At 43.9% G+C, this 14265-nt stretch carries 16 protein-coding genes; 8 read left to right on the forward strand and 8 right to left on the reverse strand.

The window, feature by feature from the left end; genetic code table 11:
• Window positions 1-13: 13 nt before the first annotated feature.
• Window positions 14-1525: a phenylalanine--tRNA ligase subunit alpha gene (pheS, locus tag OCC_RS01345; RefSeq protein WP_004069173.1), complete on the reverse strand. Its 1512-nt coding sequence runs from the start codon at window positions 1523-1525 to the stop codon at window positions 14-16.
• A gap of 74 nt (window positions 1526-1599) precedes the next feature.
• Entirely contained in the window at window positions 1600-2652 is a 1053-nt protein-coding gene (tdh, locus tag OCC_RS01350) for an L-threonine 3-dehydrogenase (RefSeq protein ID WP_004069171.1), read from the reverse strand.
• A gap of 251 nt (window positions 2653-2903) precedes the next feature.
• On the opposite strand from tdh, the gene OCC_RS01355 reads away from it, so the two are divergent.
• The 3 genes from OCC_RS01355 (at window position 2904) to hmgA (ending at window position 5249) form a co-directional block, all read left to right on the forward strand.
• Entirely contained in the window at window positions 2904-3110 is a 207-nt protein-coding gene (locus tag OCC_RS01355; RefSeq protein WP_048874657.1) for a TRAM domain-containing protein, read from the forward strand.
• Between the two features lie 133 nt (window positions 3111-3243).
• Window positions 3244-3987, forward strand: a complete 744-nt coding sequence (locus tag OCC_RS01360; protein WP_004069167.1) for a MinD/ParA family ATP-binding protein — start codon at window positions 3244-3246, stop codon at window positions 3985-3987.
• Between the two features lie 38 nt (window positions 3988-4025).
• Complete coding sequence (hmgA, locus tag OCC_RS01365) at window positions 4026-5249, forward strand: hydroxymethylglutaryl-CoA reductase (NADPH) (RefSeq protein ID WP_004069164.1); 1224 nt, start codon at window positions 4026-4028, stop codon at window positions 5247-5249.
• A 4-nt stretch (window positions 5250-5253) separates the two neighbouring features.
• On the opposite strand, the gene OCC_RS01370 is transcribed toward hmgA, so the two are convergent.
• From OCC_RS01370 to OCC_RS01390, 5 genes are all read right to left on the reverse strand, one after another.
• The gene (locus OCC_RS01370) at window positions 5254-5886 is read right to left on the reverse strand and encodes a hypothetical protein (RefSeq protein ID WP_004069163.1); all 633 of its coding nucleotides are present in this window, start codon (window positions 5884-5886) and stop codon (window positions 5254-5256) included.
• Complete coding sequence (locus OCC_RS01375; protein WP_004069161.1) at window positions 5883-6515, reverse strand: hypothetical protein; 633 nt, start codon at window positions 6513-6515, stop codon at window positions 5883-5885. The genes OCC_RS01370 and OCC_RS01375 overlap by 4 nt, the downstream gene beginning before the upstream one ends.
• A gap of 57 nt (window positions 6516-6572) precedes the next feature.
• The gene (gene gatE / locus OCC_RS01380; protein WP_004069160.1) at window positions 6573-8456 is read right to left on the reverse strand and encodes a Glu-tRNA(Gln) amidotransferase subunit GatE; all 1884 of its coding nucleotides are present in this window, start codon (window positions 8454-8456) and stop codon (window positions 6573-6575) included.
• Between the two features lie 5 nt (window positions 8457-8461).
• On the reverse strand, window positions 8462-9781 hold the full coding sequence (gene gatD, locus OCC_RS01385; RefSeq protein ID WP_004069157.1) for a Glu-tRNA(Gln) amidotransferase subunit GatD: 1320 nt from the start codon (window positions 9779-9781) through the stop codon (window positions 8462-8464).
• Window positions 9782-9863: 82 nt separating this feature from the next.
• Window positions 9864-10157 carry a transcriptional regulator gene (locus tag OCC_RS01390; RefSeq protein ID WP_004069155.1) on the reverse strand — a complete coding sequence of 98 codons (294 nt, stop codon included), beginning with the start codon at window positions 10155-10157 and terminating at the stop codon, window positions 9864-9866.
• Window positions 10158-10202: 45 nt separating this feature from the next.
• Here OCC_RS01390 and OCC_RS01395 point away from each other — a divergent pair, with 45 nt between their 5' ends.
• The 5 genes from OCC_RS01395 (at window position 10203) to rsmA (ending at window position 13687) form a co-directional block, all read left to right on the forward strand.
• A complete protein-coding gene (locus OCC_RS01395; RefSeq protein ID WP_004069140.1) occupies window positions 10203-11375 on the forward strand; it encodes a tRNA pseudouridine(54/55) synthase Pus10 in 1173 nt (390 codons plus the stop codon).
• A gap of 123 nt (window positions 11376-11498) precedes the next feature.
• The gene (locus OCC_RS01400) at window positions 11499-11792 is read left to right on the forward strand and encodes a 50S ribosomal protein L21e (RefSeq protein WP_004069139.1); all 294 of its coding nucleotides are present in this window, start codon (window positions 11499-11501) and stop codon (window positions 11790-11792) included.
• Window positions 11793-11797: 5 nt separating this feature from the next.
• The gene (locus OCC_RS01405; RefSeq protein WP_004069137.1) at window positions 11798-12160 is read left to right on the forward strand and encodes an RNA polymerase Rpb4 family protein; all 363 of its coding nucleotides are present in this window, start codon (window positions 11798-11800) and stop codon (window positions 12158-12160) included.
• Between the two features lie 76 nt (window positions 12161-12236).
• The gene (locus tag OCC_RS01410; protein WP_004069136.1) at window positions 12237-12863 is read left to right on the forward strand and encodes a DUF655 domain-containing protein; all 627 of its coding nucleotides are present in this window, start codon (window positions 12237-12239) and stop codon (window positions 12861-12863) included.
• A 2-nt stretch (window positions 12864-12865) separates the two neighbouring features.
• Window positions 12866-13687 (forward strand): 16S rRNA (adenine(1518)-N(6)/adenine(1519)-N(6))-dimethyltransferase RsmA, encoded by an 822-nt coding sequence (gene rsmA, locus OCC_RS01415; protein ID WP_004069134.1) that lies wholly within the window; start codon window positions 12866-12868, stop codon window positions 13685-13687.
• Here rsmA and OCC_RS01420 read toward each other — a convergent pair.
• A complete protein-coding gene (locus OCC_RS01420; protein WP_004069132.1) occupies window positions 13677-14216 on the reverse strand; it encodes a ferritin-like domain-containing protein in 540 nt (179 codons plus the stop codon). The two genes, rsmA and OCC_RS01420, sit on opposite strands and share 11 nt — an antisense overlap.
• Between the last annotated feature and the right edge of the window lie 49 nt (window positions 14217-14265).

Consider the following 14265-nt stretch of genomic DNA (forward strand, 5'->3'; position numbering starts at 1 on the left):
AATTGGAAAGGCTCTACCAGATTAATTTGGCTTCTCTCAACCACTTTAAGTCATAGCTAAAGAGGTATCTTATGTCGTCTATTCCGAGCTTGAACATAGCTAACCTGTCGATACCGATTCCCCATGCAATTACTGGCACGTCTATTCCAAGCGGTTTTGTCATCTCTTCTCTGAATATTCCCGCTCCCCCGAATTCCACCCATCCGAGCTCTTCGTGATAGGCACTCATTTGAACGCTCGGCTCTGTGAAGGGGTAATAATCCGGAAGGAACTTAACCTTCTTTGCTCCAGCGATTTCAACTGCAAACCTCTTCAAGATTCCGAGGAGGTGTTTGAATGTTAAGCTCTCATCCACAACGAATCCATCAACTTGGTTGAACTCGATTAGATGTGTTCTGTCCAAAACGTCTGGCCTAAAAACTCTTTGAATAGCGAAGTACTTACCCGGTATTTGGACACCTTCGCCAAGCTGTCTTGCACTCAGGGCGGTTGCATGGGCTCTGGGCATTAAAAGCATAGCCATTCTTGGATCCCACTTGTACCCCCATCCTCTTGAACCCGTTGTCCATCCGTGTTCATGAGATGCCCTAACCTTCTCCACAAGCTCCTCATCCGGGAGAGAGCCATATTTTGGATACTTCAGCTGATAAGTATCCGTCCAATCTCTCGCTGGATGATTCTGTGGCTGGAACAAAGCATCAAAGTTCCAGAATTGAGTCTCTATTAGGCTTTCTGCAGTCATCTCAATAAAGCCCATCTCTATAAGTTTTCTCCTTATCTTATCGAGGAAAACCCTATAAGGTTGCTTTTTGCCAGGATAGACTCTCCTCACAGGGGCTTGAATGTTAAAGCGTTTGAACTCAACCTTTCTCCATTCCCCACTCTTTATGAGCTCTGGAGTTAAAACTGAGACCTCTTCCTTGAGCTCAAGACCACTCCCAGCGAGTTTCATCCCTTCCTCTGTGATCTCTACCTCTCTCTCCGCCTTAGTGTCTTCTTCCCCAATTTTTCTGCTCTTCAGCTCCTTAATAGGGATGAGCTTTTCAAGCTCTTTTGCTTCAACTTCCCCTTTTTCTGCAAGGATTTTCAATGCTTTGTCAATTGGTCTCTCCTCAGAAATCGCTGTTCTTCCCTTTTCAGTGACCTCAAGAACGAGCTTTCCATCCTCCTTTCTAACATTCGCCCATCCTTCTCTCCTTAAGATTCCAACGATAGGCTTAAGCTCATCCTCACTCAGTACTTCCTTTAACTCATCAAGAGAAACTTTGCCTCTCTCAACAAGCAGTTTCAAGGCTCTCCTTTCTGGAAGTCCAATTTTTGCATATTTTCTCCCTAGTTCTGTTATTCTTACGATTCTCTTCTGTCTTTCATGGAGCTTTGCAAGCCCCTTGCTCTGGAGCCAGAGAACGGCTCTCATTACCGCTACCTGGTCAAGTCCGGTCTCTTTAACTAGGTCTTCAAATTTCGCCTTTTTTAAATCCCTGAGCTTGATGAGAGTTAATTTTTCTTGATAGCTTAATTCCATTATCAACCCCCCGAAAGAAGTCTCACAAGACTTACTTAAAAATTGCGGTGGTAAAGATAAAAGGGTTAGAAGAGTCAGTGCTTGTGGGGGAAGAACACAACCTTACCCGTTTTTCCAGCACGCATGAGCTCAAAAGCTTCCTCAAACTTATCGAATCCCTTGTACTTGTGCGTGATTATCGGGTCTAAATTGAGCTTTCCGCTTCTAAGGAGGTTAGAGACGGTGTACCAAGTTTGCCATAGGTGCCTTCCGGTAATTCCATGAACTTCCAATGCCTTGAAGATAACGAGGTTGTTAATGTCGAATGTGACTTCCCTCGGGAAGAGACCCAAAAGACTAACCCTTCCCGCCGGCGTAACCGCCCGTAACCCCTGCTCAAGGGCCTTTGGAGCACCACTGAATTCAAGAAAAACGTCAACTCCATTGCCATCTGTTAGGTCTTTCACTTCCTTAACAACATCCTCTTCCATGGGGTTTATAACCACATCAGCACCCACTTTTTTAGCCAGCTCTCTTCTGAAGTCACTCGGCTCGCTTACTATTACCAGAGAAGCCCCACTTGCCTTCGCTACCGTTATGCCTAGAAGACCTAAGGGTCCAGCACCGGTTATGAGAACAGTCTTACCTGAAATTGGCCCAGCTAAAACTGTATCGACGGCATTACCCAAGGGCTCCTGGAGGGTTGCGTATTCTGGGGGAATCTCCTTTGGATTTTTCCATGCATTCTGGGCTGGGACTATCGCATATTCCGCAAAGACACCATCGGTGTCTACTCCAAATATTTTAGTGTTCTGACAAACATGGTAGTTGCCGGTTTTACATTGGTAGCATTTTCCGCAAACTATATGCGTTTCTGCAGAGATGTAGTCGCCTACTTGAATGTCATCCACTCCTTTTCCAACTTCCACAACCTCTCCAGCGACTTCGTGACCCATTATCTGGGGGGGTTTTATTCTGCTCTGTGCCCATTCATTCCATTCATAGATATGGAGATCGGTTCCGCAGATGCTAGTTGCAAGAACCTTGATGAGGACTTCCCCTTCTTTTGGCTGTGGAACATCAACTTCAACAAGTTCAGCACCGTAAGCGGGCTTAGTTTTCATGATAGCGGTCATTTTTTCGCCCATGGTTACCATCTCCACAGGTTTTTTAACATTAATATCTTCATTGTTTTGTGATATAAAGCTTTTTGTCCCCATAAAATACTTGGCAGTTGGCTTCTTTTTTTCAGAAGGAAAAAGCGAAATTAAGCAACAAAAGGTTTGAAAAAGTTGTGAAACCACCAAAAATTTTAAATACCACCATCATCACAATTAAGATTGCAGATACTTGCTTGGTGGTGTCTGAATTGGAGGATAGGAAATTTGGAAAGAGAAGGATGGACAGAGGAGGCTCAAGACTGCCTCCAGTTAAAGTTGGAGAAAGATACAAGGTAAGGATAGAAGCCCTTGGAAAAGGTGGAGATGGGATAGCAAGAGTTAAGGGCTTTGTGATTTTTGTCCCTAACACAAAAGTGGGGGATGAGGTAGAGATTGTTATAAATTCCGTGAAACAGAAGTTTGCATTCGGAGAAATTATTGGTTGATTCTTTTCCTTTCTTCCCCCCTTATACGAAAATCTTATATTTCATTTTGTAATAGAAGTAGTGTACCTATCACTGCGATGATTTAGCAACTTTGTCACTGATTTAAAGATTGATTATCAAGGAAGTGTGAGTAATGCCGGTTATAATCGTTACCGGGAGAGGGGGAGCTGGTAAAACCACAACCACTGCAAATCTAAGCGTGTATTTTGCTCAAAAGGAGTATAGGACTTTAGCTATAGATGGTGATCTCTTCTTGCCCAATCTCGGCTTCCATTTTGCTTTGGAGAATGTCAACTATACTGTCCATTCCCTTCTCAAAAATCCCGAAGTTGATCCGGAGTGGGCAATCTACAAACACGCAAAGACTGGAGTTAACGTGATGCCCGGTAGTACTAGGCTGCAGGATGTAATAGGTATATCACCCAAAAGATTAAGGGATATCGTCGAGCAGATGAGGTATAAGTTTCCGGTGGTTTTTGTTGATTCTCCCACTGGAATTCCCTTTGATACCCTTCCAACTTTTGAAGTTGCTGACTATCAAATAATAGTTGTTGAAGTTGAAAGATCACCGATTTATTCCTTTGAAACAATGGTGGAGAATGAGATTAACAAGCTTAAGGCAATAGGCGAGGAATATGGGTTAAAGATTGGGGTAGTGCTAAACAAGGTCAGGGAATCGGAAGATGTTATAGACCACATAATAGACGAGATCACTGAAAACGTTGGCCTGCCGGTTGTTGGGGTAATACCATTTGATGAATATGTTCCAGAATCCATAAACGTGGGGATCCCAGTACTTGCATATAAACCAAGAAGCGATGCGGCTATAGCGTTTTATGAGGCCGGAGAGATATTAGAGGAATGGATATTTAAGTAAGGTTAAAAAGATCTGAAATCTCTTTTGGGGGTAGGGAGATGAACTTGGAAGAACTTATCGAAAAGGTAGCCAGTGGAGAAATTAAGCTTCACCAAGTGGAAAAATACACCGGAAGCAAAAGGCTTGCAACTGAGATAAGAAGAAAAGCCCTTGAGAAAAAATTGGGGATATCCCTCAAAAACATCGGGCATTACTCTATCGACCCCGAGGAAGTTATTGGGAAGAACATAGAAAACATGATTGGGGTTGTCCAGATACCAATGGGAGTGGCCGGGCCCTTAAAGATAAATGGTGAATATGCCAAAGGGGAGTTCTATATTCCCTTGGCGACAACTGAAGGAGCATTGGTTGCAAGCGTTAATAGAGGGTGCTCAGCTTTAACTGCCGCAGGCGGTGTGAAAACAACCATAATCGACGACAAAATGACAAGGGCGCCTCTTTTAAAATGCCCCGATGCAAGAAGGGCTAGAGAAGTTGCCCAATGGGTCGAAGAAAACCTCGAATATCTCCAAGAGAAAGCGGTTTCAAAAGTAACTAGGCATGGAAAGCTTAGGGGAGTTAAGCCATACATCGTCGGCAACAATCTCTATTTGAGGTTTGAGTTCGAGACAGGCGATGCCATGGGAATGAACATGGTCACGATAGCAAGTGAAGAGATAATGAAGGTTATCGAAGAACACTTCCCGGATGTTAAGTACCTAGCCCTTTCTGGAAACCTCTGCGTTGATAAGAAGCCCAACGCAATGAATTTCATCAACGGAAGGGGAAAAACAGTGATAGCCGAGGCGATCATTCCAAGGGAGATCGTGGAGAAAAAGCTCAAGACAACGCCGGAACTCATAGCGGAAGTAAACTATAGGAAAAATCTCGTAGGCTCAGCCCAGGCTGGAAGTTATGGATTCAACGCCCATTTTGGAAACATTGTGGGGGCAATATTCTTAGCAACTGGCCAGGATGAAGCCCAAATAACCGAAGGCTCCCATGGAATAACCCTTGCAGAGGTCACTCCTGAGGGGGATTTATACATAAGCATAACAATGCCGAGCCTCGAAATCGGAACAGTGGGGGGAGGAACGAGAGTTCCTACGCAGAGGGAAGCATTAAGCATCATGGGCGTTGCTGGCGGTGGAGAGCCAGCAGGAACAAATGCAAAGAAGTTTGCGGAGATTGTTGCAGGTGCAGTATTAGCGGGAGAGCTCTCTTTGTTGGCAGCTATAGCGGCAAAGCACCTAGCAAAAGCGCACAAAGAGCTTGGACGTTGAGGTTTTATTTCTTTTCTAAAAATTCTAAAGCTGATGGCGGGAAGCTTATCTTTGTGATTTTAGTCTTCTTTTTCTTCTCTACTAATCTAACTCCTTTAAAGGGAAGAATTAGCGAGGGCCAGTCTATTAGAAGAGCTATCAAAAGCACCACTATTGCAATCAGAACTGAGGAGAGCAAGAAGTCCCAATAACTTTTAGGCTCGAAGAACGCAGATGTAACAACACCTCCCACCATAGAGACCAAAAAGGTCATCATGGAGAATCTCCTGCGCTTCTTTGGGTCTATTTTGCCTTCGCATATGAGCTTAAGGAGATATTTTAATCCCTCGGGAGTAAAAACATCAAACTCAAGCTCCTCTTCAAACTCCACTCTCTCAGGGAAAAGGTAAAACATCCTGTTTAGCTCTCTCCTCACCTCTACTATTCCAATATGTTCACTCTCACATAAAGACTCTGCGAGGCTTTCTAAGGTATAACATTCCGGGTCTATGAGCCTAATTGGGCGTATTCCCAGAGACGAAAAGCGCTCTTCAAGTGCCCTTGAAGTTTCTGCAAGAGAGCCTGATATTACAGAGTAGGTACATCTCTTGGGCTTTTTCGAGGTTGAGCTTGGGGGATAATGTAGTGGGATTCTCAATCCTCCCAACCTCTCCTTTTGTATCCTTTTTTAATGCTCTGCAGTGCGAAGATGAAAAACAATACAAAAGTTACAATGTTGCTGAGCTGAGAAAGGTCAATAACATTTTCAAGTGCCAAATAGCCAGCCACAAATGTTAAAATACCTAAGGCCACTTCTATTGCCGTCACTACAAGTTCAAACGTGCTCCTCTTAGCTAACTTGCCCTCAGCGATTTTCTTAAATATCTCCTCAAGGGCAGAGTCCTTTTTGATAAGGAACACCATGTACTTGTCTTTATTTTTGAACTTAATTCTCTCCTCACTCGGCACGAGATAAAACCAGCGGTTCATCTCATCAGTCAGTTCAACCACATAGAGCCTGCTTGATCTTGAGAAGAGGTTTTGGGCGTTCATTAAGAGGGTATATTCATCAGGGTTAACCACCCTGTTAAAGGTCTTCCCCTTAAAAAGCTCCTCTAGCTCCTTAGCTTTTTCGCTTATCATTTGCTCGGGCTTTAATTTAATGAGAACGTAGACTAACTTCTTCTCTCTTTTTCGAGGGATAGTCTTTTTTTCCACTTTCTTTTTGTTCTCTGGTTTCTCTTTAGGCTTTCGTGGAATTATAATCGGGCCCGGAACAAAGGTCATCTCTCTTCCCGCTTAGGATACAACTTCAAATCTTAAAAAGTTATTGAAAAAGGAGAATTAAGAGCTGAACTCTTGAATCTTTTTCCTCACGAGCTGGCTAACCAGCTTCCCATCGGCCTTTCCTCTAAGCTTGGCCATTGCCCTTCCCATGAGCATTCCCATTGCACCCATGCCTTTTGCCTTTACCACGTCTATGTTCTCCTGAACTATTTCCTCGACTATTCTCTCAACTTCTTCTTCACTTAACAACGTGAGTCCTTTCTCCTCTGCAACCTGCAAAGCGGTCTTCTCTGGATGGAGTGCAAGCTCCTTGAATATTTCTTCAAATGCCTCCTTTGCTATCCTGTTGTCGAGGAAAAGTTTGAACGCATCTTTTATGTGCTTCTCCGTAATGTTCTCAATTGGCACTTCCTTCTTAAGACCTTTGAGAACCACTACAAGGACTGAAGCCGCCAAGGAGGGTTTAACACCCATCCCTATAAGCTCCTCAAAGAGCTCATCTCTCTCATCATCAACTAACGTCTGTGCTAAGCTTTTGTCTATGCCGTACTCCTTAACGTAGCGCTCCACTCTCGCCTGTGGATACTCTGGAAGGTTCTCTAAGATCTCTTTCTTAAGCTCTTCACTGATAAATATCGGCGGAATATCTGTTTCTGGATACATTCTAGCCTTTCCTGGGAGAGGGCGCATGTATTGGGTATTTCCATCCGGCAAAGCCCTTCTCGTTTCCTCGGGGACACCTCTAATGGCCTCTCTTGCCCTCTGAAGAACCTCTCTAAGGGCTTTCTTGGCAATCTCTTCCTCAGCCGCAACTAACACAAAGGCATCAAGTTCCCCAAGGTTGAGTCTCTCAACGACCTTGTCGACTTCCTCTTGGCTTATGCCATAGTTTGGCAGCTCATCGATATGGAATATACCTTTTACGTACTTCTTAGCCCTGTCAGCCATTTCCGTTCCAAGCCTTCTTCCGGGCTGAATTTCGAAGCCTATAAGACCTCTAAACTTTGGAAGCCTAATAGCCAAAACTTTTCCTCCCTTTTTCAAGACATTGGCAATTATCTTTGAGCCTGTGTTAGCAAAGATGTCGCTCACGTCATAAAACTCCTCTTTCAGCTCTTCCTCTTTTGCTCCCCTCTTCTCAAGCTCCTCTTTGATCTTTATGAGATTGAGCTGTCTCTCAACTTCGCGCTTAATTATCAAAGGTATCATATCCAGCTCTTGAACACCCTTAATCTCAATCCTAGCCCCGCCTTTGATGGAAACGTTTAAATCTTGCCTTATTGTCCCGAGACCACGTTTTACTTTGCGCGTTGCCCTCAAAGCATCGCCTATGAACTTTGCCACGACCTTTGCCTGTTCCGGATGGTGAATGTCTGGAGTAGTTGCTATTTCAATTAAAGGAATCCCCAAACGGTCAAGCCTGTAAACTGCTTTTTTGTCTCCCTGCTCTATAATCCTACACGCATCTTCTTCAAGACAGATCGTTGGAATCCCAACGCTCCCCCATGGAGTATCCACCTTGCCGTTCATGCCAACTATGGCAGTCCTCTGGAAGCCCGAGACGTTGGAGCCGTCTATGACGATCTTCCTCATAAAATGAACTTCATCAACCGGAATGGCATTTAGGAGATAGGTAATCTGGAGGGCAACCCTTAATGCCTCTTCATCCGGTAGATGGGGCGGCTCTTCATCCAGATAAACCAGATCACTGTACCTGTAGTTCCCCTCATAGACAAAAACCCTACCCTTTTTGAACTCTTCAAGTGCAGCCTGGTCAATCTCTCCAAGCTCGCTCATTGTAGGCCTTAGTCTTCTCTCAACTGTAAAATCCACCTCCTCATGAAGTTCACTCGGTACCGGGGAGAACAGCTTTTTCGTATCGAGCTGTCTGTGAATTTCAAGACCAACTTTGAGACCAAGTGCCTTATAATCAAGCTCCATATCTATCACCTCAGATAAGTGTCAAATCTTGTGTAGGGGGTAATCTCTCCAGCATAGTTCGTGAGCATCATATTTCTAACTTCCTCAAGGTTCTGCGTATGACCAAGAACCCATATGAGCTTCACGTAAGCCGTCTCTGGAAGCATGTCCTCACATGGAATAACACCGGCTTTAAGGAGCTTTCTCCCAGTGGAATAGACGTTGAGGTTGACTCTACCGTAGAGGCACTGGCTCGTCATGCAAACTGCAACACCTTCCTCAACTGCCCTCTCTATTGTTGGGATTATCTCGTTTGGTGTGTGACCGAGACCTGTGCCCTCTATTACAATTCCCTTGTAGCCTTTATCCACTAAAAAGTCTATGAGCTCCCCGCTCATGCCTGGATAAACCTTTATTAGGGCAACTTTTTCTTCAAGCTTGTCATCAACCCATACTTCGCTCTCCCTTCTTTTTCTGTAGTCGTCCCTTAGATACTCGACTCTTCCATCAGACCATATCTTTGCTATGGGAACGTCGTTTATACTCCTAAAGGCGTCTCTCCTTGAGGTGTGCATTTTTCTAACCTTTGTCCCTCTGTGTGCCAAACAGTAGGTGTCGCTGGTTTCTCCGTGCATCACAACAGCAACCTCACCAAAGTCCTCAACTGCCATCCTGGTGGAGCATATTAAGTTCATCGCGGCATCGCTTGAAGGTCTATCGCTACTCCTCTGGGAGCCAACGAAGATTACAGGCTTTCCTAAATCTCTTAGCATGAAGCTTAATGCAGCAGCAGAATACCCCATCGTATCTGTTCCATGGCCTATTATAACTCCATCCTCCCCACTGTTGAGTGCCTTTGCAACCTCATGAGCCATCTTTTTCCAGTATTGAGGCTTCATGTCTTCACTCATTATGTTAAAGAGAAGCTTTGGGGTTATGTTTGCTATTTCAAAAATTTCCGGAACGGCTTTTGCGAGCTCCTCAGCTGTAAATGCCGCATGAACCGCACCGGTTTTGTAGTCTATTTTGCTCGCTATGGTTCCTCCGGTTCCTATTATGGTAACGTTTGGAAGCCCAGGTTTTTTAGGTAAAACTTCTTTAAATGAAATCTCTTCTCTTGGCTTGGCTTTTTCGAGGATCTTCACTTCAACTATCTGGTCGATTAAAATCCCGATGTTGTACCCGTTGTCCAGCTTTATTGTAAGGGTTTCTCCCTTTGAAAGCTCATATGGGGGCATTACAATGCCCCTGTGAGTAACTCTTGTGCCGTTTTCCTCCTCCACAACCTCAACATAATCGCCAATTTCAATGCCTTTTTCCTTCATGAAAAGCTCGACTTTTCTCATAGCGAAACCCCCTTTGAATCTTAGGCTAGATAGAGGTGAGAGGGATATAAACATTGTCTCTTTTCCACTCCAGGTATGGCCCCTATCGAGTCTCGATTTTAAACCTCGGCTCTTCGATCCATTCCGACCTGCACTTTGGACACTTGCCAGGAATTTTTATCTCTGGTTTAAATACGAAGCCGCACTTCCTGCACTGGGCTGGCTGAATGAGGAGAGCCTTTCCTTCACGCTTTACGATATTTGCAATAGCTTTAAGGTCTTCAAGGATTACCTTCTTGCTCCCTTTGCCTCTCATCTCAAGGAGCATTGCAAGTTCACTTACACTGTAGTCCCTCTCCTCCAAAAGCTTTATTATCTTCTGTCTTCTCGTCATCATAGGGGAAAGTTTGAAAGGGCATTAAAAAGCTTAAGGGTGCGAGTGATGATAATAGAAAAGGCCGAAGAGATACTCAAAGAGCACAAACTCTGTGACCACTGCTTGGGAAGGGCCTTTGCCCTGCTTGGGAAGGGGGACAATCACATCCGAGGGAAATCAATAAGGTTAGTCATTAATATGGAAAGAGAAGCTAGAGGCGAGGAGGGCTTTCAGGAGCCTCAAGAGTGTGAGCTTTGCGGAAATATCTTCAAAAAGACCGAATATCTTGCAAGGCTTTGCTATGATAAGGTTTCAAGGCTTGGACTTGAGTTTGAGAGCTTTCTCGTTGGCTCAAGGGTTCCCAAGGAAATTGTAGAGAAAGAACGGGAGATAATTGAAAAGTTTGGGTTGAAGTATGCTGAACCAATAAACAGGGAATTGAACAGGGAAATTGGAAAGCTCCTTGAACTCATACTTCAAAAGCCTGTAAACAAGAGCAACCCAGATGTTGTTTTTATAGTGGAGCCATACAACGAGAGGGTGGAACTCCAGATAAAGCCTCTCTACATCTATGGTCGCTACAGGAAGCTAGTTAGGGGGATCCCTCAAACGCCATTAAGGGGATTCAAAGAAAGTGTTGCGTCAATAATCTGCAAACCTTTTTCAAAAGCGACAAAAGGAAAATGCATATTCCACGGAGCTGGAAGAGAGGATGTAGATGTGAGAATGCTTGGGAATGGGCGACCCTTTGTTGTTGAGGTTAAGAGGCCAATAAAAAGGCATATTGACTTAGGGAGAATTGAAGAGGAAATCAACAAGAGCGGGAAAGTTGAGGTTTTAGGGCTCAGGTTTATAACCAAGGAAGAAGCCGAAAAGGTTCTCACATCAAACCACAAAAAAGAATACGAGGCACTTGTTTACGTTGAGGAGGGCATCAGCAGAGAAGAGGTTGAAAAGGTCGTTAAGGCACTCGAAGGAGCAACCATTCATCAAAGAACCCCTAGAAGGGTTTTAGGGAGAAGGGCCGATTTGGTGAGAGTGAGAAAAGTCCATGAGGCTGAAGGTGAGCTTTTAGATGAGAGGCATTTTAAACTCCGCCTGATAACCGACGGAGGGCTCTACATAAAAGAACTAATTTCGGGAGACAAGGGGAGGACAACCCCTTCGGTGAGCGAGATATTAGGAAAGAAGGCTTGGTGCGAAAAACTTGATGTGCTGAACATCCTAGATGAGCAGTGAAAACTTTATAAATGGTTGAGCACATGAGCTTATGGTATTGGGAAAGACCCATAGTTGATAAAAGCTTGTTCCTAAACGTATAAGTTGTTGAAACTCCTAAATAAGCTCTAAGAGGTGATTGATATGGTTCAAAAAGCCCATACTGTTAGAAGGAAAACCAGAGGTAAGCTTAGCAAATCACCAAGGAGGAGAGGCCTTCCTCCATTAACAAGGTTCCTCCAAGAGTTTGAAGTCGGACAGAAAGTCCACATAGTGATTGAGCCAAGCTACCACAAAGGAATGCCCGATCCAAGGTTCCATGGAAGAACCGGCACAGTGGTTGGAAAGAGGGGAGATGCATACATAGTCCAGCTCACCGATGGCGGTAAGGTTAAGACATTCTTTATTCACCCAGTCCATTTAAGACCCCAGAAGTGAGAGCTATGATAGGGCGCAAGAAGCTTAAGGAGGAATACATCTCAATTCCAGAGGCAAGGGAATTACTGCTCAAGAGAAAAGAGGAAGGGGCTGAAGAAAACCCAGAGGAGCCAATATTCTATGAGGCAAGGGTCAGCATTGAGCATGCCGAGAGGTTCTCAAAACTACCAGCAGAAAAGGCAAAAGAGCTTAGAGAAAAGCTAACAGGCCTCTTTGAATGGCTTGATGGGAGAATAGCGACAAAAATTGTTGACATAATGCCCGAAGACTACTTTGACATAAGGGTTATCTTTGCCAAGGAAGAACACATGCCCACCAAAGAGGAAGCAGAAAAGATACTCGAAATACTTGAAGAATATAGGGAGTAGCACTCTTTTCTTCTTTTTCAAAATTTCTCGAAAAGTATTAAAAGCCCTAAGCTGTATATTCTTGGGGGGAGAGACCATGGATTATTATCGTAGAAGACATTCCTATGCCCAAAGTACCGATAAAAAAAAGCGTCATGTAGAGTATGAAGAATACGCATATGTGTTAGATTATCTTCCCACCGGTTATCTCGATCTTGAGCATCGAAACCTTAGGGAAAACAAGCCTATAGCACAGGTTATTGGGGAGAAGGCTTTTACCCTGCTCGAGGTAATCCCCAAGACAGACCTTATGCTCTATGAAAGGGTCTTTGTTGGAAAGGGACAGAGGGACAAGGTATTAATGATAACCAGAAAGCTTAATTACGATGACCTGACTCCAACTGCGAAGGCTGAACTTCCGTACGTCCTTGAGGAAATCGTAAAGAACAATGAAGAGCGTTTTGTGAAGTTTTTCAACCTTGCTCCGCCAATTACGAACAGACTTCACAGCTTAGAATTGCTTCCCGGAATAGGGAAAAAGCACATGTGGGACATCTTGGAAGAGAGGGAAAGGGAACCATTCAAGAGCTTTGAGGATTTGAAGCATAGGGTAAAGGGACTTCCAGATCCCGTGAAAATGATAGCGAGAAGAATCTTGGACGAGCTTGAGAACAAAGACCGCTACAGGCTTTTTGTAGGCTCAAGGAGAATATTCAGGGAGTAGATATGTACTCCAAGGTCTTTTCTTTAATTTCTAAATACCATCTAAAGCCGAATTCCGATCTTGGCCAAAATTTTCTCATAGTGGAAGATGTTATTCAGAGAGAAGTAGAAAGGGCAGAAATAAAGGAAAGCGAGACCGTTCTTGAAATAGGACCCGGTTTAGGGGTGCTAACAGACGAGCTGGCAAAGAGGGCAAAGAAGGTTTACGCCATAGAAAAGGATTCACGGATAATCGAAATCCTGAGGAGAGAGTACAGATGGGATAATGTGGAGCTCATACACGGAGATGCCCTAAAAATAGATTTTCCTTACTTTGATAAGATAGTTTCCAACCTTCCCTACCAGATATCTTCCCCCATAACCTTTAAACTTCTGAAGTATGACTTCAAGAAAGCCGTGCTTATTTATCAGCTTGAATTTGCCCAGCGAATGGTGGCAAAGCCAGGAGATAAGAACTACTCCCGCCTCTCTGTAATGGTGCAGGCTAAGGCCGAGGTTGAGCTTGTTGAAAAAATTGGCAGAGGAGCATTCTACCCAAAACCGAAAGTTGATTCCGCAGTAATAGTAATGACGCCCAAACCCAAAGATGAACAAGTCGATCTAAACGAGAACCTCGTGAAGGCCCTCTTCCAGCACAGGAGAAAGCTGGCAAGCAAGGCCCTAAAGGACTCTTACCATATGCTAGGCCTCACAAAAGATGAGTTCAAGAAACTTAAGCCCATCATTGAACACATTCCCCACTCTCAAAAAAGAGTATTTCAGCTGTCCATAGAGGAGATAAAAGACATAGAAGAGTTTTTAAGAGGTCATAATATCATTGGGTAGCATGGTCTTTTAATGAAAGGTACTTTTCTTTCAGCCCTTTTATGTGGTTGTAGTGTTCCCACTCAATATTAGCCAACCACTTTGCAATCTCCTTCACCTCAGGGTTTTTGCTCGCATTTTGGAGATATTCATAAGCTTCTGCAGCCATCTTTTCGTTTTCCATTAAGATATCAAAAAGCTCCTCCAGCCTTCCCCGCTCTAAAAACCTTCTAAGTTTGTTCTCAGCCAATACAACCTCTAAGGGAGGTAAATTAACTGATACAGTATTTTCATCCGGAAACAGCTTTTTGTAAAGTTGAAGCAACTTTTCTGCATGTTCTAGGCTTTCTTCGCTAAGCTTACGAAAAACCTTAGGGATTTCTTCGATCCATGTTAGTTCCTTGCTCAACTCATAAAGGCGATCGTACATCTCGGCTTCCTCTATCTCAGCATTTATCCAGTAGGAAAGAATTTCCTGCATGCTTAATCTGGGAAGTGCTTGAAGAAGTTTCTTTATATTTTCCCTAACGGTTGAGGACACTCCACTCATAACAACACCCAAATTTTATTTTCACTTTTGAAGTTTAAAAGCATACCCA

Source organism: Thermococcus litoralis DSM 5473 (genome assembly GCF_000246985.2).
Classification (GTDB): domain Archaea; phylum Methanobacteriota_B; class Thermococci; order Thermococcales; family Thermococcaceae; genus Thermococcus_A; species Thermococcus_A litoralis.

What these genes read in the sequence shown, in the direction of transcription:
- rsmA (WP_004069134.1), top strand. Translation starts at nt 12,866, where the DNA reads ATGTACTCCAAGGTCTTTTCTTTAATTTCTAAATACCATCTAAAGCCG.
- OCC_RS01395 (WP_004069140.1), top strand. Translation starts at nt 10,203, where the DNA reads ATGATAATAGAAAAGGCCGAAGAGATACTCAAAGAGCACAAACTCTGT.
- OCC_RS01390 (WP_004069155.1), bottom strand. Translation starts at nt 10,157, where the DNA reads ATGATGACGAGAAGACAGAAGATAATAAAGCTTTTGGAGGAGAGGGAC.
- OCC_RS01375 (WP_004069161.1), bottom strand. Translation starts at nt 6,515, where the DNA reads ATGACCTTTGTTCCGGGCCCGATTATAATTCCACGAAAGCCTAAAGAG.
- tdh (WP_004069171.1), bottom strand. Translation starts at nt 2,652, where the DNA reads ATGGGCGAAAAAATGACCGCTATCATGAAAACTAAGCCCGCTTACGGT.
- hmgA (WP_004069164.1), top strand. Translation starts at nt 4,026, where the DNA reads ATGAACTTGGAAGAACTTATCGAAAAGGTAGCCAGTGGAGAAATTAAG.
- OCC_RS01400 (WP_004069139.1), top strand. Translation starts at nt 11,499, where the DNA reads ATGGTTCAAAAAGCCCATACTGTTAGAAGGAAAACCAGAGGTAAGCTT.
- gatE (WP_004069160.1), bottom strand. Translation starts at nt 8,456, where the DNA reads ATGGAGCTTGATTATAAGGCACTTGGTCTCAAAGTTGGTCTTGAAATT.
- gatD (WP_004069157.1), bottom strand. Translation starts at nt 9,781, where the DNA reads ATGAGAAAAGTCGAGCTTTTCATGAAGGAAAAAGGCATTGAAATTGGC.
- OCC_RS01420 (WP_004069132.1), bottom strand. Translation starts at nt 14,216, where the DNA reads ATGAGTGGAGTGTCCTCAACCGTTAGGGAAAATATAAAGAAACTTCTT.
- OCC_RS01405 (WP_004069137.1), top strand. Translation starts at nt 11,798, where the DNA reads ATGATAGGGCGCAAGAAGCTTAAGGAGGAATACATCTCAATTCCAGAG.
- OCC_RS01410 (WP_004069136.1), top strand. Translation starts at nt 12,237, where the DNA reads ATGGATTATTATCGTAGAAGACATTCCTATGCCCAAAGTACCGATAAA.
- OCC_RS01355 (WP_048874657.1), top strand. Translation starts at nt 2,904, where the DNA reads ATGGACAGAGGAGGCTCAAGACTGCCTCCAGTTAAAGTTGGAGAAAGA.
- OCC_RS01360 (WP_004069167.1), top strand. Translation starts at nt 3,244, where the DNA reads ATGCCGGTTATAATCGTTACCGGGAGAGGGGGAGCTGGTAAAACCACA.
- pheS (WP_004069173.1), bottom strand. Translation starts at nt 1,525, where the DNA reads ATGGAATTAAGCTATCAAGAAAAATTAACTCTCATCAAGCTCAGGGAT.